Consider the following 19,177-nt stretch of genomic DNA (forward strand, 5'->3'; position numbering starts at 1 on the left):
GAGTGACGGTCGGATGCCCCGGCACGTCCCCGACCCCCCACACACCCCAGGGGCGCGGGGAACTGCGCGACCAGCCCCCACCAACCCGCACCCAACAAACAACCCACCCGCCCAACCGCCGGAGCCACCCCCACCCAGCCTCCAAAATCACCCACCCGGCCCCACCCCCAGGTAAAAAAACGGGCCCCGCCCACCCGGACGGGACCCGAAAACCGCAACCACCAACCGTCAGCCAACCACCGTCAGCCAACCGCCGTCAGAGCCGAGCCACACCCTCAGCCCGAGCCGCCGCGGCGACAGCCGCGGTAACCGCCGGAGCAACCCGCTCGTCGAACGGCGACGGAATCACGTAATCCGCGGCAAGGTCGTCCCCGACGACCGCAGCCAACGCCTCGGCCGCCGCGATCTTCATCCCCTCAGTGATCCGAGAGGCCCGAACCTGCAGCGCCCCGGCAAAGATCCCGGGAAACGCCAGCACGTTGTTGATCTGGTTCGGATAGTCGGAGCGCCCGGTGGCGACGACGGCCGCGTACTTGTGGGCGACGTCGGGATGCACCTCAGGATTCGGGTTCGCCATGGCGAACACGAACGCACCCTCCGCCATGGAGGCGACGGCAGGCTCAGGCACCGTCCCGCCGGACACCCCGATGAACACGTCGGCCCCGGCGAGCGCGGCCTCCAGCGACCCCGACAGCCCCGCCTTGTTGGTCAGCGAAGCCAGCTCCCGCTTGACCGGAGTCAGATCGTCCCGGTCGGCCGAAACGATCCCCTTGCGGTCCGCGACAGCGACATCCCCGAGCCCCGCCTCCAGCAGGAACTTGGCGATGGCGACCCCGGCCGCACCCGCACCCGAGATCACCGCCCGCAGATCCCCCAGCGTCCGCCCGGTCAGCCGAGCCGCGTTCCGCAGGGCGGCCAGCGTGACGACAGCGGTCCCGTGCTGGTCGTCGTGGAAGACGGGAATGTCCAGCCGCTCCTGCAGCCGCCGCTCGATCTCGAAGCACCGGGGTGCCGAGATGTCCTCCAGGTTCACGCCCCCGAAGGACGGCGCCAGCCGCACCACGGTCTCGACGATCTCGTCGACGCCCGTGCAGTCCAGCGCGATCGGCACGGCGTCGACCCCGCCGAACTGCTTGAACAGAATGGCCTTCCCCTCCATCACGGGAAGGGAAGCCTCGGGACCGATGTCCCCCAGCCCCAGAACCGCCGTCCCGTCCGTCACCACGGCGACGACGGACGACTTCCACGTGTAGTCGTAGACGAGCTCCGGCTTCTCCGCGATGGCGCTGCACACCTTCGCGACGCCGGGCGTGTACGCCAGGGACAGGTCGTCCTTGTCACGGACGGGCACCGTGGCCCGCACGGCCATCTTGCCGCCGCGGTGCAGCGCGAACGCGGGGTCGAAGGCGTCGAGGGGCTCGGCCCCGCCTTCCGGACCCGTATCGCCGCGCGTCTTGCCGCCCGCGCCACCGGCCGTACCGCCGACCGTACTGCTGTCGCTGCGAGGATTGACGATCTCCGCTGCCACTTTGTTTTACCCCTTAAGTCTTAAATGGTTGAGGGTCTCCGCTCCGGGTGAGGAACGGGCGGGCACCGCGCATGTCCCTGATGACTGTTACGTACGGGTACGTACGGCACATGCGCGACGGGCGCGCCGCACACGCGCCCTGAGCCCCGGATGAGGGGTGTAAGGAACCTTCTTACCGGACGGACCACACCGCGGACGAGTCCATAACGCGTAGATCACACGCCGACGAGCGAAGACCGCACGTCGGCGGGCGACGGGCGCGCACCGGAGAGCGGAAGGCCATATACCGGATAGCGAAGGTCACATACCGGTGACAGGACTCCCGGCCGAATATGCCGAACGCGCCCAGTTTGCGAGTGATCCACCGGTACGCCCCGAGGACGCGGCAAGTGCGAAGAAGCAGCCGCCCATATCGCGCGCCGCACCGAAGATCTTCCGGCCGTATCAGACATTTCCTGCACAAGATCCGGTCTTGTTGTACCGGCCTGGCGGGGTTCGGGGGTCACCCGTTATCCGATTTTGACATGGCGAGCACCCTGAAGGCGTAAGTCCGAATGGCAAGATGCCGTCATTACACGAGGTCGCGACACCCAATGGTGTGTGTTCTCGTCGACCCATCGGCTACTGCCGACCCATCGGCAACTCCACTCACCCGCCGGAGGAACCCACCATGACCGCAAGCTCCACCCGTCGTACGACCGCCGCGCAGTCCCGGATAGCAGCGGTCGGTGCGATCGCGGTCGCAGGCGCCCTGCTGCTCACCGGCTGCGGTGACCAGACCGACGACAGCAACGGCGGCTCGGACACAGCGGAGACCAGCGCGGCCCCGCTGGCCGACCAGCTGCCCAAGGCCGTCCGCGACAAGGGCGTCATCAAGGTCGGCTCGGACATCGCGTACGCGCCGGTCGAGTTCAAGGACGACTCCGGCAAGACGGTCGGCATCGACCCGGACCTGGCCGACGCGATGGGCAAGCAGCTCGGCGTGAAGTTCGAGTTCGAGAACGGCACGTTCGACACGCTGCTGGGCGGTCTGCGTTCCAAGCGCTACGACATCGCCATGTCGGCCATGACCGACACCAAGGACCGTCAGGAAGGTGTCGACTCCGACACCGGCAAGAAGGTCGGCGAGGGCGTCGACTTCGTCGACTACTTCACCGCCGGTGTCTCGATCTACACCAAGAAGGGCGACGACCAGGGCATCAAGACCTGGGCCGACCTGTGCGGCAAGAAGATGGTCGTCCAGCGCGGCACCGTCTCGCACGACCTGGCCAAGGCCGAGGCGAAGAAGTGCGCCAAGGACAAGCCCCTCGGCATCGAGGCCTTCGACAACGACCAGCAGGCCCAGACCCGACTGCGCTCCGGTGGCGCGGACGCGGGTTCCTCCGACTTCCCGGTCGCCGCGTACGCGGTGAAGACGTCGGGCGGCGGCAAGGACTTCGAGCTCGTCGGCGAGCAGGTCGAGGCGGCCCCGTACGGCATCGCGATCGCCAAGTCGAACACCGAGCTGCGGGACGCCATCAAGGCCGCGCTCGACGCGATCATCAAGAGCGGCGAGTACGACAAGGTCATCGCGAAGTGGGGCGTCGAGGCCGGCGCCGTCAAGCAGGCCACGGTCAACGGCGGCAAGTGATCGCGTACGACGGATCCCGTACGACGCGTCATTGAAAGGCAACATCCGTGACTGTTGACATCGGCAAGACCAGCCCGGAGGACACTCCGCCGGCCGGACCGGAGGCCATCAAGGCCATCCCGGTCCGGCACTACGGCCGGTACCTCTCGGCGGTCATCGCTCTGGGCATCTTCGGCCTGCTCGTCTGGGCCTTCGCCAACGGCGACATCAACTGGGGCGCGATCCCCGACTACTTCTTCGACGACCGCATCCTCAAGGGCGTCCGGGAAACCCTGCTGCTGACCGTCATCTCGATGGTCATCGGCATCGTCGGCGGCATCCTCCTCGCGGTGATGCGGCTGTCGAAGAACCCGGTGACCTCGTCGATCGCCTGGTTCTACATCTGGTTCTTCCGCGGCACCCCGGTCCTGGTCCAGCTGTTCGTCTGGTTCAACCTGGGCTTCGTCTTCGAGTACGTCAACCTCGGTCCGATCTACAAGGACCAGTGGGCCGACTTCATGACGCCGTTCCTGACGGCGCTGCTCGGCCTCGGCCTCAACGAGGCCGCGTACATGGCGGAGATCTGCCGCGCCGGTCTGCTGGCCGTCGACGAGGGCCAGACCGAGGCCGCGCACGCCCTGGGCATGAGCCACCAGAAGACCCTGCGCCGGATCGTGATCCCGCAGGCGATGCGCGTGATCGTGCCGCCCACGGGCAACGAGGTCATCAACATGCTGAAGACGACCTCGCTCGTCGCGGCGGTGCAGTACCCCGAACTGCTGCGGTTCTCCCAGGACATCGGCACGACTTCCGGTGCCACGGTGGAGATGCTCTTCCTCGCCGCCGCCTGGTACCTGATCCTGACGTCGACGCTCAGCGTCGGGCAGTACTACGTCGAGCGGTACTACGCGCGCGGTTCGAGCCGCCAGCTGCCGCCGACTCCGCTGCAGAAGATCAAGGCGAACCTGCTGTCCCTGTCCAACCGCCCGGCAGGAGGCGTCTCCGCATGACCGCCATGGTGAAGGCCGAGGGCGTCCACAAGTCCTTCGGCCACCTCGAGGTCCTCAAGGGCATCGACCTGGAAGTGAAGTCCGGCGAGGTGTTCTGCCTCATCGGCCCGTCCGGCTCCGGCAAGTCGACGTTCCTGCGGTGCATCAACCACCTGGAGCAGATCAACGCCGGCCGCCTGTACGTCGACGGAGAGCTGGTCGGCTACCGGCAGAAGGGCGACAAGCTGTACGAGCTGAAGGACAGCGAGGTCGCGCTGAAGCGGCGGGACATCGGCATGGTGTTCCAGCGCTTCAACCTGTTCCCGCACATGACGGCGCTCGAGAACGTCGTCGAGGCACCGATCCAGGTGAAGGGCGTCGGCAAGGCCAAGGCGCGGGAGCGCGCGGCCCAGCTCCTCGAGCGGGTCGGCCTCGCCGACAAGGCGGGCAGCTACCCGTCCCAGCTCTCCGGTGGCCAGCAGCAGCGTGTCGCCATCGCCCGGGCCCTCGCGATGGACCCGAAGCTGATGCTCTTCGACGAGCCGACGTCGGCCCTCGACCCGGAGCTCGTCGGCGACGTACTCGACGTCATGCGCGATCTCGCCGAGTCCGGCATGACCATGGTCGTCGTCACCCACGAGATGGGCTTCGCCCGCGAGGTCGGCGACAGTCTCGTCTTCATGGACGACGGCGTGGTCGTCGAGTCGGGCAACCCACGCGACGTACTGACGAATCCGCAGCACGAGCGCACGAGGTCGTTCCTGTCCAAGGTGCTGTAGCCTCCGGCGGCTGAGCGGGTGCAGGAAGGGGCGGTACGGAATCATCCGTACCGCCCCTTCCCCCCCCGCGACCGCACGTCCGGTCCACGGCCGGTGGGTGGATCACTACAGCCGGCGGGTGGATCACCGCGCGGGTGCGTGAGGGCTTGGCGCGCGGTTCCCCGCGCCCCTTACGGGGCCCGATCGACTCTGGTTACTTGAGGGCCAGTACCAGCGCGTCCGAAGGCGAGCGCCACACCGCCCGCGCCTCCGCGAAGCCCTTCTCGCGCAGTACGCGCGCGTGCCACTCGGCGGACGGGGTGTCGCCGTCGGCGTGCTCGCCGTAGATCTCGAAGCGGCGGGCGGTCGGCTCGGCGAGGACCGGGTCCTGGGCGGCGAGCTGCCACCACTCGGTCCAGCCGAGTACACCGGCCTCCTTGGCCCGGTTCATCCGCGCGTGCCGCTGCGCGCTGTCCGCCGCGTTGATCCCCGGAGTGGACTCGTCGGTCATGTGGTCCGCGTTCATGAACACACCGCCGTCGCGGACGACGTCCGCGATCTGACCGTAGAGGACCGCGAGGGGTTCGCTGTGCAGCCAGTGGAGGGCCGTGGCGGTGAGGACGGCGTCGTACGAGTCGTACGGCAGTCTGCTCGCCCAGTCCGGGTCCTTGAGATCGGCCGTCACGAAGGTGACCCGGTCGTCGCCCGCGAAGGTGCCCTCGGCGATGGTCAGCAGCGCGGGGTCCAGGTCGACGCCGGTGCTGACGGCGTTCGGGAACCTTTCGAAGAGCCGGGCCGTGATACTTCCCGTACCGCACGCGAGGTCCAGGACACGCGGCTCGGGGCCCACCAGGGCCTCGACCATGTCGAGCATGACCCGGAAGCGCTCCTCACGGTCCGGGAGGTACCACTCCTGCTGCCGGTCCCAGCTCTCCTGCCACGCGTGCCAGTCGGCTCCGGTGGTGGTCGTCATGAAATCCCCTCTCCCTCCAGTGTGTAATACCCTGGAAGCACGATCAGCCATTACCCGTCCGCACTCACGACCATAGAGCGCCCTCGTAAGGACTACAAGTGGAACTGGCCTATTACTCCGATTACGCCGTACGTCTCGTCAACAGCGAGGAACCGGCCCGGGGCAAGGACGCGCTCACCTCCGTCGAGGCCGTCCGCGACCTCTTCGGGGGCAACGCGTCGGCGGCCCGCCGCGCCACCGACGCGGACGTGACCCGCTTCCGGGGCGTACGGGCCCGGCTGCGCGCGGTCTTCGAGGCGGCCGACGGCGGCGACGAGACGCTCGCGGTGGACCTGCTGAACTCACTCCTCCTGGAGTTCCCGGTGAGCCCGCAGATCTCGGGCCACGACTTCCGGGACGACAACGGCCGCCCGCTGTGGCACATGCACCTGGCGGACCACCCCTCGAACGCGACCGCCGGCTTTGCCGCGATCGCCGCGATGGGCCTGGCCTTCCACCTCACCGAGTACGGCGTGGACCGCCTGGGCCTGTGCGAGGCGGCGCCGTGCCGCAACGCCTACCTCGACACGTCGACGAACCGCTCCCGGCGCTACTGTTCGGACCGCTGCGCGACCCGGGCGAACGTCGCCGCCTACCGCGCCCGCAAGCGCCTGGAGACGGACCGGTCGGACAGTACGAGCCGGGCGGCGGACAGCACCCAGCGCGCGACCGCGAACGGCGAGCGCTGATCCTTCTTCAGCGGCCGGTACCGGAACCGCACCTTCCCGAGGACGAGCTCCTCGGGCACGGTCCCGTAGTCGGTGCTGTCACCACCGGCGTACGCGTTGTCGCCGAGCACCCACCAGCCCCCCTCTCGCCGCTCGGCCGCGCGCTTGACGACCAGCAGGTCCTGTTGGAACGGATGACGCAGAACGATCACGTCACCGGGCCTGACCCGCGCCCCGTACTGCACGACGAGCTGGTCACCGTGATGGAGCGTCGGCACCATGGAAGGCCCCGTCACCTCGGCCACCCCAAAGGGCAGCACGGCCCTCCCGCGCTCGGTCTCCTGCGACAGCTCCGGCATCACCCGGCACCTCCCCGGTCCTATCCTCCACGAGTCCCAGTCTCACCCAGGACTTTTGTCCTAAGCCCATGGGGGCACTCGCGAAAACCCGTCCCTCACGGAGTAATGTCCCACCTGAGAAGACGATCACGAGGAAGGACAGCTATATGCTTTCCCGCCTGTTTGCCCCCAAGGTGAAGGTCAGCGCCCACTGCGACCTGCCCTGTGGTGTGTACGACCCGGCCCAGGCCCGCATCGAGGCGGAGTCGGTGAAGGCCGTCCAGGAAAAGATGGCCGCCAACGACGACCCGCACTTCCAGGCCCGCGCCACCGTCATCAAGGAGCAGCGCGCCGAGCTCGCCAAGCACCACGTCTCGGTGCTGTGGAGCGACTACTTCAAGCCTCCGCACTTCGAGAAGTACCCGGAGCTGCACCAGCTGGTCAACGACGCCCTCAAGGCCCTCTCGGCCGCGAAGGCTTCGACCGACCCGGCCACGGGCCAGAAGGCGCTGGACTACATCGCCCAGATCGACAAGATCTTCTGGGAGACCAAGAAGGCCTGATCCAGGGCCGGCTATTAGTTCGCCATGACCGGCGGGCGGTGCACCCTCGCAGGTCAGCGGGCATCTTGAAGGGGTTCGGCCGGATTTTCGGCCGGGCCCCTTCGGCATGCTGCGGGGCGTCACCTTCACCACGGAGAACTGCGGCGCGACGTACGAGCGCACGCGGTAGGGGAAGGCACCTGACTCAAGCGGCAGGAGACAGGGCCTGACTTACGATCGCCCGATGAGCGAGGGCGTCGTGAATGAGGGTGTTGAGGGTGCCATGAGTGAGGGTCCGATCCGCTGGACGTATGTCTTCGTCGACCGGCCCGCTGAGGGTTTCGGCCGCGCCTGTGACTTCTGGACGACGGTCACGGACACCCGGCTGTCCCCCCTCCGAGGCGAGCGGGACGAGTTCGTGACGCTCCTGCCGGACGGTGCGGACGCCTGCGTGAAGGCGCAGGGTGTGGCGGCGGGCGACGGGGGCGCGCACCTCGACCTCGCGGTCGAGGACGTTCCCGCACTGGTGGAGTCGGCGCTGCGGCTCGGTGCTTCGATGGTGTCCGATCACGCGGGCTGGGCCATACTGCGGTCGCCCGGCGACCAGTTGTTCTGCGCGGTCCCCTGGCACGGCGAGTCGGCCCGGCCGCCGGTGGTCGGGGCCCCCGACGGCACGACGAGCCGCCTGGACCAGGTGAGCATCGACCTGGCACCGGGGGCGTACGACTCCGAAGTCGCGTTCTGGACGGACCTGACCGGCTGGGAGTCGCACCCGGGCGCGCTCCCCGAGTTCCACGTGGTGAGGCCCCCTGCCGGGCTACCCGTCCGGATCCTCCTCCAACGCCTCGGCGACGACCGCCCCACCGCCGCCCACCTCGACCTCGCCTGCTCGGACATCGAGGCGACCCGCGCCCGGCACGAGAAGCTGGGCGCCACGTTCGTGAGCCGGGGCGCCCGGTGGGCGGTCATGCGCGACCCGGCCGGCGGCACGTACTGCCTGACGGGCCGGGACCCTGAGACCGGGAGCGCGCCCGCGAGCTAGTCCTTCGTCACGGACAACAGCGGTGCTGGAATGTTCTGTTGCTCAGGGGCGGACGGCGTCGGCGGCTCCGCCGAGTCCTGGAGCCACAGGGTGAGGGCACCGCCCACGAACACGGACACCGCCCAGACGACCGCAACTCGTCGCCATCGTCGACCCCCGGTCACGGATGCTCCCAGGGCTCCACGGCGGTCACCGCGTCCACCGGGACCGGCCCGTAGATGTGCGGGAACTCCTCGCCGCCCGGTTCCGGTGCCTCGTACTTCAGCGGCACCCCGAGCCGCTCAGCGTCGATGACCAGGACAACCAGTTCGTCGGGGCCCTCGTACGCGCCGTACAGGAAGTCGGCCACGCGCGGGAGCTGGGTCCGGGTCGAGCAGTGGATGAAGCCCTCTTCCTGGAGGGTGCGGCCGCGCGTCGACATCTTGTACGCACCGGTCTCGCGGGCCGCGTCCCACAGGGATCGCTCGGTGATGTGCAGAAGCTCGGGTATGGGTTCGGGCATGGGTTGGGGCATGGCCCACACGCTAAGCCCTTGATGCAGCCGAGACCTCAAGGCCTCACGACCGCCTCACAACCTCAAGGCCGCCTGACAACCTCAAGGCCGCCCTGACAACCTCAAGATCCCAAGACCTCAAGACCTCAAGGCCTCAAGCGGTCAGCTCGGGACTGGAGGTAGCGCTGTTCCGGGAGGCTGAGGGTCTTCGTGGCCGCCGACTCGTAGGCGGCGCGGGCCGCTTCGGGGTCGCCGGCGCGTTCCAGCAGGTGGGCGCGGACCGCGTCGAGGCGGTGGCTTGTTGTCAACTCGGCTTCCAGGGGAGCCAGTTCGGCCAGGCCCGCCCTCGGGCCGCGGACCATGGCGACGGCCACCGCGCGGTTGAGGCGTTCGACAGGGCCGGGGACGAGGCGCACGAGGACGTCGTAGAGGCCGAGGATCTCCTGCCAGCCGGTGGCGTCGGGCGAGGGCGCCTCGTCGTGGACGGCGGCGATCGCGGCACGCAACTGAAAGGGGCCTGGGCGATGTTGGGACAGGGCCCGCGTCACCAGCGCCACACCCTCCTCGATGGCCGCCTTGTCCCACAGTGCGCGGTCCTGCTCGTCGAGCGGTACCAGCTCGCCGTGCGGACCGGTGCGCGCGGCACGGCGGGCGTCGGTGAGCAGCATGAGCGCGAGCAGGCCGGTCACCTCGCAGTCGCCGGGCAGCAGGCGGTGCACCGTGCGGGTCAACCGGATGGCCTCGCCCGCGAGTTCGGCGCGCTGGAGCGCCGACCCGGACGTCGCCGTATACCCCTCGTTGAAGATCAGGTAGAGGACGTGCAGGACCGCCGGCAGCCGCTCCTCCCACTTCTCGGGACGCCCGAACCGTGTGCCCTTCACCTTCTGCTTGGCCCGGCTGATCCGCTGCGCCATGGTCGCCTCAGGCACCATGTGCGCGCGGGCGATCTCGGCCGTCGTCAGACCGCCGACCGCGCGCAGTGTGAGCGCGATCTGCGCGGGCGGGGTGAGGTCGGGGTGGCAGCACAGGAAGAGGAGGGTGAGAGTGTCGTCCTCGGAGGGCGCCCGGTCCGCACTGTCAGATCCAGGCGGTGGCACCCAGAAGGCATCACGCGGTGCGAGGGCCGCCGCCCGCTCCTCCCGCAGCCGCCGCGCCTCCTCACTGCGCAGGGCGTCCGTCAGCCGCCGCGAGGCCACCTTGATCAGCCAGCCGCGCGGATTGTCGGGCACTCCGCCCGCCGGCCACTGCCCGGCCGCGGCCAGCAGCGACTCCTGTACGGCGTCCTCGGCGGCGTCGAAGTGCCCGTACCGCCGTACGAGCGCGCCGAGGACCTGCGGCGCGTGCCGGCGCAGCAGGTCCTCGGTCTCGGTCATACGTCTCGGCGGACGCCCGGGCGGATGGCTCACACGTCGCCGCCGCCGTCGTCGATCGGCCGGATGACGACCGGGTAGTTCTTCACGCCTGCGGGTTCGGGGCACTCGAGGACGCGCTCGGCGATCTCCGTTACCCGCTCCAGGCTCGCGCAGTCCAGGACCCAGTAACCGGCGAGCAGTTCCTTGGTCTCGCTGTACGGCCCGTCGGTGATCACGGGCTTCCCGTCCGGTCCCTTGCTGACCAGCCGCGTCCGCGCCGGCTCCACCAGACCGTTGGCGTCGACCAGCTCCCCGGACTCGGCGAGGTCGTTGTTGATCGCTCCCATGTGTTGGTACATGGCCTGGATCTCCTGCTCGGTCCAGGCGGGTGCGTCGGCGGAGGCCTTGCCCCGCATGCCCTCGTAGTCCGCCTGCGACCACTGCACCATCACGAGGTACTTCATGAGTCCGCTCCTTCGGCTCGGGCCGCCCGCGGTGGGCGGCTCTCACACGGGACGTCGGAGCCGGCCCTGGATTCTCTACACGCCGGCGAAAAGAATTCTTCGGGCGGGAGGAAATCGCTCAGGAATCCTGCTCAGTCGGCTTGTCGGGTGCGTCGGTCGGCCCGGGCTCGGCCGTGAGAACGGGAGCCGTCTCGGACTCCGCCTCCTCGTACGCCGCGCACTTCGGGTTCTGGCAGGGGCCGGGGCCCCACACGGGCACGAAGACACCCAGGGTCTTGTGCCGACGCACGACCGTATCGACCGGCTGCTTACAGACCGGGCAGACATACTCATCGCTGGCCATGCGTCCAGGGTATGGCGGGATGGAGCAGGCGGACAGACGAGCGGCCGTACGGGCGCACGGCGCACGAGGGGGACGGGCGCACGAGGGGGACGGCATGAGCAGGCGAGGTGGTCCAGGCGGGCCGGGGTCAGCGCTTCCTGCTGTACTTCCGCACGACCGCCCCGTTCTTGAACGTACGCACCTCGCCGAGCTCGAACTCGCCGATCGCGAAGCCGGAGCCGAACATCGGCATGCCGGAGCCCAGCACGATCGGATACGACTTGACCACGAGCTCGTCGATCTCGTCGATCAGCTCGCCCGCGAGCCGCGAGCCGCCGCACAGGTAGATGCCGAACCCGCCGTCCTCCGCCTTGAGCTCGCGCACCTTGCCGACCAGATCCTCGGCGATGATCTCGACGTGCGGGTCGGGTGACTCCTTGAGACTGCGCGAGGCGACGTACTCGCGCATGTGGGCGTACGGGCTGGTGACGCCGATCTCCAGTGCCAGCTCGTAGCTGGCGCGGCCCTGGATGACCGTGTCGTACTTCTTGTTCACCAGGTCGTCGATGCCGAGAGCGCGGCGGCCGGGGGTCGGCAGGGTCTCCGGATACTCGGTCCTGAGGAACTCGAAGAACTCCTCGTCGACGAAGGGGACCATGAACTGCGCGTCGCCGCTCGGGTCGCCGATGAAGCCGTCGATCGAGCAGGCGATGAAATAGGTGAGCTTTCGCAAGCCGGTCTCTTTCCGTAGGCTGAGTGAACCACTCCACTAGTAGTGCTTCATTCATAGTGCTTCACCTGTAGTGGTTGCAAGGAGATTTTCGAGGGTTTCCCGTACGGGGACTCAAGTGGGAGAGGTGATTCCGCATGGCGAGCAACCCGGAGCGCCGGGCCGCCCTGGTCGACGCCGGTGTAGAGGTGCTGGCGCGCGAGGGGGCACGCGGGCTGACGTTCCGCGCGGTGGACGGCGAGGCCGGGGTGCCGGTGGGCACCGCCTCCAACTACTTCACCGGCCGCGACGACCTGCTCCGCCAGATCGACGCCCGCCTGCACGAACGGCTCGCCCCGGACCCGGCGGTCCTGGCCCAGCTCATGAAGGCACCGCGGGACCGCTCCCTGGTCACGGCGTTCATGCACGACCTCATGGCACGCGCACAACGGGACCGCACGGGCTACCTCGCGCTCCTGGAAATGCGCCTGGAGGCCACCCGGCGCCCGGAACTCCGAGCCTCGTACACGAAGACGATCCGCGCCGACCTCGAGTACGGCATGGAGTTCCACCGCACGGCCGGCCTCCCCGGCGGCGACGAAACGGTAACCGTCCTCTACCTCGCCATGCTCGGCCTGATCCTGGAACACCTGACACTGCCGGGTGTACTGGACGGCGTCCTACCGGGGGTGACCGTGCCGGAGGGCTTGGTGGAACGCATCGTGGAGACGGTGGTGCCAGACCTGGACGCCTGAGGCGCGCCCAGGCGCGTCCTTCAGGGGCGCGAGGAACTGTGCGACCAGCCCCCACCGACCCGCACGCTACTCACCGACCTACCCGCGGAGGGGCTCACGCCACATCGGCCACATCGAGGGGCCGGACGGGAGGTCGAGGGGATCGCCGACAGTGAAGCCGAGGCGTTCGTAGAGGACTCGGCTTCGCGAGCTGCTCGCCTCCAGGTACGCGGGCAGGTGCTCGCGGTCACACCGTTCGAGTACGTGCTCGATGAGCGCCGTACCGAGGCCCTCGCCCTGTCGTTCGGGCGCCACGGCGATCAGCCACAGGTACTCGTGGGCCCTGCCCGCCGGGTGGATCTCGGCGGTCAACCGGCCGATCAGCTCGACCCGTTCGTTCTCGGGGTCGACTGCCTCGCGCAACTGGGCCGGCCCGTCCTCGTCCTCCTCGTGGGCCTCCGCCGGCACCGACAACCACAGCGCACAGGCCGAACCGTCCTCGGTGACGTCCACGTACCCCTCGTCAAGCACAAGGTCGAGGAAAGCCCCCATGAGCAACGGATGCGTACGCCGACGGTGTTCCGCGTCGGGGAAGACCCAGCGGCTCACCGGGTCGTCCTGGAACGCCTGGTCAAGGAGCCGCGCCAGGACCTCCCGGTCACCCTCGCCCGCTCGACGTACCGCCACGCCCATGCCCCACCCCTCAGCCTCAACTGACCACGCCCACTCGGCTGTTGCAGCGTAGGCGATCGCCCCCTCACAGGGCAGCGGGCCCCGCACACCGTGGGGATGCGCGGGGCCCGCCTCAACCGGAACCCCTCCGCCACGCCGTGCCGTCAGGCGCCGCGCGGCATGAGTGGCTCCGGCGTCTCATGCGCGGCACAGGCCGCTACGCGGTGCAGGCCGCGAGATCCGTACGGCTTCATGCGTCCCGCCCTTTGCCTTTCCCCTGCCCCTCCTCTGCCTCTCCCCCGTCTTCAGCCATCGCGCCACTCAGGAAGCCGACAACCCGCCTGCACTCGCTCCCCCCACCCACGCTCGGACGCCGCACGGCTTGGACTGCCGCGTGATCGCGGGCACCGCACGGCGCCGACCGCCCCACCTCTACACGTGTCCCATCCGCTCACTCACGCTTCACTCGTCACCGCCCTTCACTCGTCACCGCTTCGAGCGCCCGATTCGGTGCTCCGCCGAATCAGTGCTCCGCCGAATCAGTGCTCCGCCGGTTCACGTGCTCCTTCGCGTCACGAACTCCGCCAGCGACAGGAGTCCTCCCGCCGCCTCCGGGTCAGGGACGGCACGGGACAGGTGGTGGAGGGACCGGGACATCCGGTCGGCGGCCTGGAGCTGGGCCCAGTCGCGACCACCCGCGCGCTCCACGGCCAGGACCGTGCGCTCCAGGTCTCCGTCGGTGTACGGACCCCGGTACAGCTCGGCGAGTTCGGCCGCGGCCGGTGTGCCGGAGGCGAGCGCGGCGACCACGGGCAGGGACTTCTTGCGGGCCATGAGGTCCGCTCCGGCCGGTTTGCCGGTGCGTCTCGGATCCCCCCAGATGCCGATCACGTCGTCGATGAGTTGGAAGGCGAGCCCGGCCTCACGACCGAACGCGTCCAGCGCCTCGACATCCGCCTCGTCCGCCCCCGCGTACAGCGCCCCGAGGGCGCACGCGCACCCGATCAGCGCCCCCGTCTTGGCCTCGGCCATGGCGAGAACCTCGTCGAGCGTGACGTCGTCGGGCCCCCGTCGCTCCATCGCGGTGTCCGCGTGCTGCCCCGCACACAGCTCGACGACACAGCCGGCGAGCCGCCCGGCCGCCGCCGAGGACGCCGGATGCCGGTCGTCGGCGAGCAGCTGATGAGCCAGCGCCTGCAGGGCGTCCCCCGCGAGGATCGCGTCGGCGTCGCCGAACACGGTCCACGCGGTGGGCCGATGCCTGCGGGTGGTGTCCCGGTCCATGACGTCGTCGTGCAACAGCGTGAAGTTGTGCACCAACTCCACGGCGGCAGCCGCCCGTACGGCTGTCGCGTGCTGCCCGCCGAGCGCCCGGACCGCGGTCAGCACGAGCGCGGGCCGGATCGCCTTGCCCGTGTTCCCGGCTGCCGGGGTGCCGTCCGCGTGCTCCCACCCGAAGTGGTAGAGCGCGACCCGCCGCATCGAACCGGGCAACGAATCGATGGCCCGGCGCAACTCGGGGTCGACCGACACCCGAGCATGCTCCAGAATCCCCACCGCTTCCTGTCCGTCGAGCGGATCGCGTCGCCCAGCGGGGCCGGGCCGCCCCACAGACTCCTGCCGCCCTGGACTCGGCAGGGGTCTGGGCACCGGCCTTCCCGTCGGCCCCGACTCTCGCCTGTCGGCCGACCCCAACTCTTGCCTGTCGGCCGACTCCGACTCTTGCCTGTCGGCCGGCCCTGCCCCTTGCCGATCGGCCGGCGCCTGCTCTCCGACGGGCCCTTGCCCGTCAACCGGCCCCAGTCCTCCGGCCGGCCCCGGTCCGTCAGCCGATCCCGGCCCTCGGACCGATCCTGGCCCTCGGACCGATCCTGGCCCTCCGACCGATCCCGGTCTTCCGATCGGCCGCTGCCCGTCAACCGCTTCCCGCCCGTCGGTCAGGTCCCGCCCGTCGATCGGATCCCGTCCTTCGACGGCCGCCGGTAACAGGCTCTGCCGCGTCTCCGTCATGGGCTCACCCGTGGATCCGCCTTGAAGGGTTCGCGGACGGTGGCGGCTCCGCTGCCGCCGGGCGCGTACCCTTCCGGTCCACCCGGGCGGGACGGGCAGACAGGCGGGAACACGGCACCCGGCGTACGGGACGTCACCGCCAGCGGCCGATCTCGACGTTCTCCAAGACCCCGAGTGCGTCAGGCACCAGGACCGCGGCCGAGTAGTAGGTCGTCACCAGGTACGACATGATCGCCTGCTCGCTGATGCCCATGAACCGCACGGACAGGCTCGGCTCGATCTCGTCCGGGATGCCGGCCTGCTGGAGTCCGATGACACCCTGGTCGGCCTCGCCGGTACGCATGGCGATGATCGAGGTCGTCCTGGCCTCGGTGACCGGGATCTTGTTGCACGGGAAGATCGGCACGCCGCGCCAGGTCGGGATGCGGTTGCCGCCCATGTCGATGGTCTCGGGGACCAGCCCCCGCTTGTTGAGCTCACGCCCGAACGCCGAGATCGCGCGCGGGTGGGCGAGCAGCAGCTTGGTGCCGCGCCGCCTGCTGAGCAGTTCGTCCAGGTCGTCCGGGCCGGGCACGCCGTCGTGCGGCTGCAGCCGCTGGTCGTACTCGCAGTTGCTGAGCAGACCGAACTCCCGGTTGTTGATGAGCTCGTGCTCCTGGCGCTCCTTCAACGCCTCGACGGTGAGCCGCAACTGCTGCTCGGTCTGGTTCATCGGCTGGTTGTAGAGGTCTGCCACACGCGTGTGGATGCGCAACACGGTCTGGGCGACGCTGAGTTCGTACTCTCGTGGCGCCGCGTCGTAGTCGACGTACGTCCCGGGGATGGCCGGCTCACCGGTGTGGCCGGCGGCGAGGTCGATCTCCTTCTCGCCGTACTTGTTGGTGCGCTGCTCGGGAATCGCGCGCAACTGCTGGAGGTGCTCGTTCAGCGACTCGGAGCGCTCGGCGATCTGGTCGAGGTCCCGGCGGGGCAGCGCGAGCACCGTACAGGCGGTGACCGCGCGGGCCGTGTACTCCCAGATGGCGTCCGGATCGATGATCGCCTGCTCGCCGAAGTAGGCCCCGTCGGCGAGGACTCCGAGAACCGCGTCGTCCCCGTAAGGACCCGTGCCGATCTTCTCGACCTTGCCGTGGGCCAGCAGGAATACCTCGTCGGCCTGGCTGCCGAAGGAGGCGAGTACGTCGCCCGGGGCGAACTCCCGCTGCTCGCAGCGCTGGGCGAGCTCGGCGAGCACCTCCTCGTCCTCGTACGTGCGCAGCGCCGGAAGTTCGCCGAGCTCCGCGGGGATGACCTGAACGCGGTCACCGGTCTTCACAAACGTGACGCGGCCGTCGCCCATGGCATAACTGAGCCTTCGGTTCACGCGGTATGTACCGCCCTGCACATTCACCCACGGAAGCATGCGCAACAGCCACCGTGAGCTGATCTCCTGCATCTGTGGCGCGGACTTGGTGGTGGTGGCCAGGTTCCGCGCCGCGGATGTGCCGAGACTCTTCTGCGGCTGATCCTGGTCCGCGCGGATCTCTTCGCCTACCGACATGAAAGTGTCCTCCCCATCGTGCAATGAGCTGCGACGACAAGCCTTCCATCACGGATGGCGTCGGTGCTATTACACGAAAGAGCGGGAATGGATCTTCGTTTTCGGGGCACAACGCAGGACCCGCCCGACCGGGCGGACGGGTCGGGGCGACAGGGCCGACGGGTCGGGGCGACAGGGCCGACGGGTCGGGCCGGCCAGGCGTGCGCGCGTTTTCAGCCGGGAACTCCAAGATCCGGTCGCCCGTTGAATCGGCAAGAGACGAACGACGAGGAGAGAGCAATGGCAGGCTTCCTGGACCGCGCCAAGGAACAAGCACAGCGCGGCCTCACGCAGGGCAAGCAGAAGATCGACGAAGTCCAGGAGAAGCGAGCGGGCAGTGATCTGCTGAAGAACCTCGGCGCGGCCTACTACGCGGAGCGGCGCGGCAGCGGCTCGCCGCAGACCACACAGCAGGCCCTCCAGGCGCTGGAGAGCCACATCGCGACGCACGGGGACGCTTTCCTGCGCGCCTGACGCGGTCCGCCCGCGTACCGCTGACCGGATCGGCTCGCACGCTGTGCGAACGATTGGTCCCGGCTCGGGAGTTCCGGGTAAAAGCAGCGGTACGAGGCGGCCGCGACCGGCGGCCGTCGCGCCCTGTGTAAGGAGGCGCTCATGGCCTCACCCATGTCCGCGGGCAGCTTTCTGGCCCGGCTCAAGGCAGAAGGACTCACCGTCGTCGAGGTCGGCGACTGGGAGCATCACAACCGCAATCACAAAGGGCCGTGGGGCCCCGTCCACGGCGTGATGATCCACCACACGGTGACGTCGGGAAGCTCGCGGACGGTCGAGATCTGCCGCGACGGCTACAGCGGCTTACCGGGCCCGCTGTGCCACGGTGTGATCACCAAGGACGGCCGGGTGCACCTCGTCGGCCACGGCCGCGCCAACCACGCGGGCCTCGGTGACGACGACGTACTGCGCGCGGTCATCGCGGAGAAGGCCCTCCCGCGGGACAACGAGGCGAACACCGACGGCAACCGCCACTTCTACGGCTTCGAGTGCGAGAACCTCGGCGACGGCGAGGACCCCTGGCCCGAGGCCCAGCTGGACGCGATCGAGCGGGCCGCGGCGGCGATCTGCCGTCATCACGGCTGGACGGAGCGCTCGGTGATCGGCCACCTCGAATGGCAGCCGGGCAAGGTCGACCCGCGCGGCTTCACAATGGCCGCCATGCGAGAGCGCGTCCGCGACCGCCTCAAGTGACAATGGCCGGGTGACCGGCCCCCACGTCCCCGACAACCCCGAAGCGCTCGACCTCGACGTCCTGCGGCCGCGACTACCGTCGCCGCTGCGAGAGACCGCGGACGAGCGCTTCGCGCGGCACGGCGTACGGCTGCTGCTCAAGCGGGACGACCTGATTCACCCGGAGCTGGTCGGCAACAAGTGGCGCAAGCTGGCCCCGAACCTGCGCGCGGCGGCGGGCCGCCCGATCCTCACCTTCGGCGGTGCGTACTCGAACCATCTGCGCGCCACCGCCGCCGCGGGCCGCCTGCTGGGGCTGCCCACCATCGGTGTGGTCCGCGGCCACGAGCTGGCGGACCGCCCGCTCAACCCGTCCCTGGCCCGGTGCGCGGCCGACGGCATGCGGCTCCACTTCGTCGACAGATCGATGTACCGCCGCAAGAGCGAGCCGGGGACGCTGGCCGCCCTCCGGCGCGCGAGCGCCGCCGAGGACGCGTATGTGATCCCCGAGGGTGGCAGCAACTCCCTTGCCGTACGCGGCTGTACGGCCCTCGGTGACGAGCTGCGCGGCCACGGCGGTATCGACGTGGCCGCGATCGCCTGCGGCACGGGCGGCACGCTCGCGGGCCTGGCCGCCGGTCTCGCCCCCGGGCAGCGCACGCTGGGCATACCCGTCCTCAGGGGCGGCTTCCTGGACGCGGAGATTCGTACGCTGCAGCGTGATGCCTTCGGCGGCCCTCGCGGCGACTGGTCCCTCGACGACCGCTTCCATTTCGGCGGCTACGCCCGCACCACCCCCGAACTCGACGCGTTCGCCGAGGACTTCGAACGACGCCACGCCCTGCGCGTGGAACGTCTCTATGTCGCCAAGTTGCTGTACGGGCTTGTCGCCCTCGTGGAGGAGCGCGCGTTCCCGCGCGGGACGACGATCGCGGCCGTCATCACCGGCAGCCCCGACTCCCGGGCGGCCCGCTAGGGCCTGTGGAAAGTCCCGTCGTCCGCTCGAAGGACGGGCCCAGCGGCGTCCGGTGCACGCTCTGGGGGTCCCCCCGGCCGAAGGCTGGGGAAGTGCCGGGTGCACGCCCTCGCACTGGACGTACCCGGGCTTGTGCCCGGTGCGGCGAGAGCGCGTGCCGGGCGTCGCCGGGCAGGCGGGCCTTTCGCAGCAGGC

At 69.5% G+C, this 19,177-nt stretch carries 21 protein-coding genes; 10 read left to right on the top strand and 11 right to left on the bottom strand.

Features of this window, described 5'->3' with window-relative positions:
* Positions 1-256: 256 nt before the first annotated feature.
* Positions 257-1,528: an NAD(P)-dependent malic enzyme gene (locus tag ACTWQR_RS39115; RefSeq protein WP_443232008.1), complete on the bottom strand. Its 1,272-nt coding sequence runs from the start codon at positions 1,526-1,528 to the stop codon at positions 257-259.
* 670 nt (positions 1,529-2,198) lie between these two features.
* On the opposite strand from ACTWQR_RS39115, the gene ACTWQR_RS39120 reads away from it, so the two are divergent.
* From ACTWQR_RS39120 to ACTWQR_RS39130, 3 genes are read left to right on the top strand one after another with little or no spacing between them, the layout of a single operon-like run.
* The gene (locus ACTWQR_RS39120) at positions 2,199-3,158 is read left to right on the top strand and encodes an ABC transporter substrate-binding protein (protein WP_443232009.1); all 960 of its coding nucleotides are present in this window, start codon (positions 2,199-2,201) and stop codon (positions 3,156-3,158) included.
* Between the two features lie 47 nt (positions 3,159-3,205).
* Entirely contained in the window at positions 3,206-4,147 is a 942-nt protein-coding gene (locus ACTWQR_RS39125; RefSeq protein WP_443232010.1) for an amino acid ABC transporter permease, read from the top strand.
* Positions 4,144-4,905, top strand: coding sequence for an amino acid ABC transporter ATP-binding protein (locus ACTWQR_RS39130; RefSeq protein WP_443232011.1), 762 nt, complete (start codon positions 4,144-4,146; stop codon positions 4,903-4,905). Before ACTWQR_RS39125 ends, ACTWQR_RS39130 begins: the two co-directional genes overlap by 4 nt.
* Positions 4,906-5,098: 193 nt before the next feature.
* Here ACTWQR_RS39130 and ACTWQR_RS39135 read toward each other — a convergent pair whose 3' ends face one another.
* On the bottom strand, positions 5,099-5,857 hold the full coding sequence (locus ACTWQR_RS39135) for a class I SAM-dependent methyltransferase (RefSeq protein ID WP_443232012.1): 759 nt from the start codon (positions 5,855-5,857) through the stop codon (positions 5,099-5,101).
* Positions 5,858-5,955: 98 nt separating this feature from the next.
* Here ACTWQR_RS39135 and ACTWQR_RS39140 point away from each other — a divergent pair, with 98 nt between their 5' ends.
* The gene (locus ACTWQR_RS39140) at positions 5,956-6,585 is read left to right on the top strand and encodes a CGNR zinc finger domain-containing protein (protein WP_443232013.1); all 630 of its coding nucleotides are present in this window, start codon (positions 5,956-5,958) and stop codon (positions 6,583-6,585) included.
* Here the strand turns inward: ACTWQR_RS39140 and sodX are convergent.
* A complete protein-coding gene (gene sodX / locus ACTWQR_RS39145; RefSeq protein ID WP_443232014.1) occupies positions 6,489-6,923 on the bottom strand; it encodes a nickel-type superoxide dismutase maturation protease in 435 nt (144 codons plus the stop codon). The two genes, ACTWQR_RS39140 and sodX, sit on opposite strands and share 97 nt — an antisense overlap.
* Before the next feature lie 146 nt (positions 6,924-7,069).
* On the opposite strand from sodX, the gene sodN reads away from it, so the two are divergent.
* Both sodN and ACTWQR_RS39155 read left to right on the top strand, forming a co-directional pair.
* Complete coding sequence (gene sodN / locus ACTWQR_RS39150; RefSeq protein ID WP_020123534.1) at positions 7,070-7,465, top strand: superoxide dismutase, Ni; 396 nt, start codon at positions 7,070-7,072, stop codon at positions 7,463-7,465.
* Positions 7,466-7,727: 262 nt separating this feature from the next.
* On the top strand, positions 7,728-8,486 hold the full coding sequence (locus ACTWQR_RS39155) for a VOC family protein (RefSeq protein ID WP_443232015.1): 759 nt from the start codon (positions 7,728-7,730) through the stop codon (positions 8,484-8,486).
* A gap of 160 nt (positions 8,487-8,646) precedes the next feature.
* Here the strand turns inward: ACTWQR_RS39155 and ACTWQR_RS39160 are convergent, their stop codons facing one another.
* From ACTWQR_RS39160 to ACTWQR_RS39180, 5 genes are all read right to left on the bottom strand, one after another.
* Positions 8,647-8,988 (bottom strand): DUF952 domain-containing protein, encoded by a 342-nt coding sequence (locus ACTWQR_RS39160; protein WP_443232071.1) that lies wholly within the window; start codon positions 8,986-8,988, stop codon positions 8,647-8,649.
* Positions 8,989-9,125: 137 nt separating this feature from the next.
* The gene (locus ACTWQR_RS39165) at positions 9,126-10,352 is read right to left on the bottom strand and encodes an RNA polymerase sigma factor (protein ID WP_443232016.1); all 1,227 of its coding nucleotides are present in this window, start codon (positions 10,350-10,352) and stop codon (positions 9,126-9,128) included.
* Positions 10,353-10,381: 29 nt separating this feature from the next.
* Positions 10,382-10,795, bottom strand: coding sequence for a YciI family protein (locus ACTWQR_RS39170; protein WP_443232017.1), 414 nt, complete (start codon positions 10,793-10,795; stop codon positions 10,382-10,384).
* A 118-nt stretch (positions 10,796-10,913) separates the two neighbouring features.
* The gene (locus ACTWQR_RS39175) at positions 10,914-11,138 is read right to left on the bottom strand and encodes a hypothetical protein (protein ID WP_443232018.1); all 225 of its coding nucleotides are present in this window, start codon (positions 11,136-11,138) and stop codon (positions 10,914-10,916) included.
* 127 nt (positions 11,139-11,265) lie between these two features.
* On the bottom strand, positions 11,266-11,850 hold the full coding sequence (locus ACTWQR_RS39180; RefSeq protein ID WP_443232019.1) for a dihydrofolate reductase family protein: 585 nt from the start codon (positions 11,848-11,850) through the stop codon (positions 11,266-11,268).
* 134 nt (positions 11,851-11,984) lie between these two features.
* Between ACTWQR_RS39180 and ACTWQR_RS39185 the strand changes: the two genes are divergently transcribed.
* Complete coding sequence (locus tag ACTWQR_RS39185) at positions 11,985-12,581, top strand: TetR/AcrR family transcriptional regulator (protein ID WP_443232020.1); 597 nt, start codon at positions 11,985-11,987, stop codon at positions 12,579-12,581.
* A gap of 78 nt (positions 12,582-12,659) precedes the next feature.
* Here ACTWQR_RS39185 and ACTWQR_RS39190 read toward each other — a convergent pair whose 3' ends face one another.
* From ACTWQR_RS39190 to ACTWQR_RS39200, 3 genes are all read right to left on the bottom strand, one after another.
* Positions 12,660-13,253 (bottom strand): GNAT family N-acetyltransferase, encoded by a 594-nt coding sequence (locus ACTWQR_RS39190; protein WP_443232021.1) that lies wholly within the window; start codon positions 13,251-13,253, stop codon positions 12,660-12,662.
* Between the two features lie 534 nt (positions 13,254-13,787).
* The gene (locus ACTWQR_RS39195) at positions 13,788-14,870 is read right to left on the bottom strand and encodes a family 2 encapsulin nanocompartment cargo protein polyprenyl transferase (protein WP_443232072.1); all 1,083 of its coding nucleotides are present in this window, start codon (positions 14,868-14,870) and stop codon (positions 13,788-13,790) included.
* 505 nt (positions 14,871-15,375) lie between these two features.
* Positions 15,376-16,782, bottom strand: a complete 1,407-nt coding sequence (locus ACTWQR_RS39200; protein ID WP_443232022.1) for a family 2B encapsulin nanocompartment shell protein — start codon at positions 16,780-16,782, stop codon at positions 15,376-15,378.
* Between the two features lie 279 nt (positions 16,783-17,061).
* Between ACTWQR_RS39200 and ACTWQR_RS39205 the strand changes: the two genes are divergently transcribed.
* From ACTWQR_RS39205 to ACTWQR_RS39215, 3 genes are all read left to right on the top strand, one after another.
* Complete coding sequence (locus tag ACTWQR_RS39205; RefSeq protein WP_443232023.1) at positions 17,062-17,295, top strand: hypothetical protein; 234 nt, start codon at positions 17,062-17,064, stop codon at positions 17,293-17,295.
* Positions 17,296-17,436: 141 nt separating this feature from the next.
* Complete coding sequence (locus ACTWQR_RS39210; RefSeq protein WP_443232024.1) at positions 17,437-18,027, top strand: N-acetylmuramoyl-L-alanine amidase; 591 nt, start codon at positions 17,437-17,439, stop codon at positions 18,025-18,027.
* A 10-nt stretch (positions 18,028-18,037) separates the two neighbouring features.
* Positions 18,038-18,982: a 1-aminocyclopropane-1-carboxylate deaminase/D-cysteine desulfhydrase gene (locus tag ACTWQR_RS39215; RefSeq protein WP_443232025.1), complete on the top strand. Its 945-nt coding sequence runs from the start codon at positions 18,038-18,040 to the stop codon at positions 18,980-18,982.
* Positions 18,983-19,177: the final 195 nt, after the last annotated feature.

This window comes from Streptomyces sp. 2A115 (assembly GCF_052245575.1).
Taxonomy (GTDB): Bacteria; Actinomycetota; Actinomycetes; order Streptomycetales; family Streptomycetaceae; genus Streptomyces.

Coding starts and splice junctions, on each gene's coding strand:
- sodX (WP_443232014.1), bottom strand. CDS start 6,923: ATGCCGGAGCTGTCGCAGGAGACCGAGCGCGGGAGGGCCGTGCTGCCC.
- ACTWQR_RS39205 (WP_443232023.1), top strand. CDS start 17,062: ATGGCAGGCTTCCTGGACCGCGCCAAGGAACAAGCACAGCGCGGCCTC.
- ACTWQR_RS39200 (WP_443232022.1), bottom strand. CDS start 16,782: ATGTCGGTAGGCGAAGAGATCCGCGCGGACCAGGATCAGCCGCAGAAG.
- ACTWQR_RS39185 (WP_443232020.1), top strand. CDS start 11,985: ATGGCGAGCAACCCGGAGCGCCGGGCCGCCCTGGTCGACGCCGGTGTA.
- ACTWQR_RS39190 (WP_443232021.1), bottom strand. CDS start 13,253: ATGGGCGTGGCGGTACGTCGAGCGGGCGAGGGTGACCGGGAGGTCCTG.
- ACTWQR_RS39170 (WP_443232017.1), bottom strand. CDS start 10,795: ATGAAGTACCTCGTGATGGTGCAGTGGTCGCAGGCGGACTACGAGGGC.
- ACTWQR_RS39210 (WP_443232024.1), top strand. CDS start 17,437: ATGGCCTCACCCATGTCCGCGGGCAGCTTTCTGGCCCGGCTCAAGGCA.
- ACTWQR_RS39160 (WP_443232071.1), bottom strand. CDS start 8,988: ATGCCCGAACCCATACCCGAGCTTCTGCACATCACCGAGCGATCCCTG.
- ACTWQR_RS39120 (WP_443232009.1), top strand. CDS start 2,199: ATGACCGCAAGCTCCACCCGTCGTACGACCGCCGCGCAGTCCCGGATA.
- sodN (WP_020123534.1), top strand. CDS start 7,070: ATGCTTTCCCGCCTGTTTGCCCCCAAGGTGAAGGTCAGCGCCCACTGC.
- ACTWQR_RS39155 (WP_443232015.1), top strand. CDS start 7,728: ATGAGTGAGGGTCCGATCCGCTGGACGTATGTCTTCGTCGACCGGCCC.
- ACTWQR_RS39130 (WP_443232011.1), top strand. CDS start 4,144: ATGACCGCCATGGTGAAGGCCGAGGGCGTCCACAAGTCCTTCGGCCAC.
- ACTWQR_RS39175 (WP_443232018.1), bottom strand. CDS start 11,138: ATGGCCAGCGATGAGTATGTCTGCCCGGTCTGTAAGCAGCCGGTCGAT.
- ACTWQR_RS39135 (WP_443232012.1), bottom strand. CDS start 5,857: ATGACGACCACCACCGGAGCCGACTGGCACGCGTGGCAGGAGAGCTGG.
- ACTWQR_RS39165 (WP_443232016.1), bottom strand. CDS start 10,352: ATGACCGAGACCGAGGACCTGCTGCGCCGGCACGCGCCGCAGGTCCTC.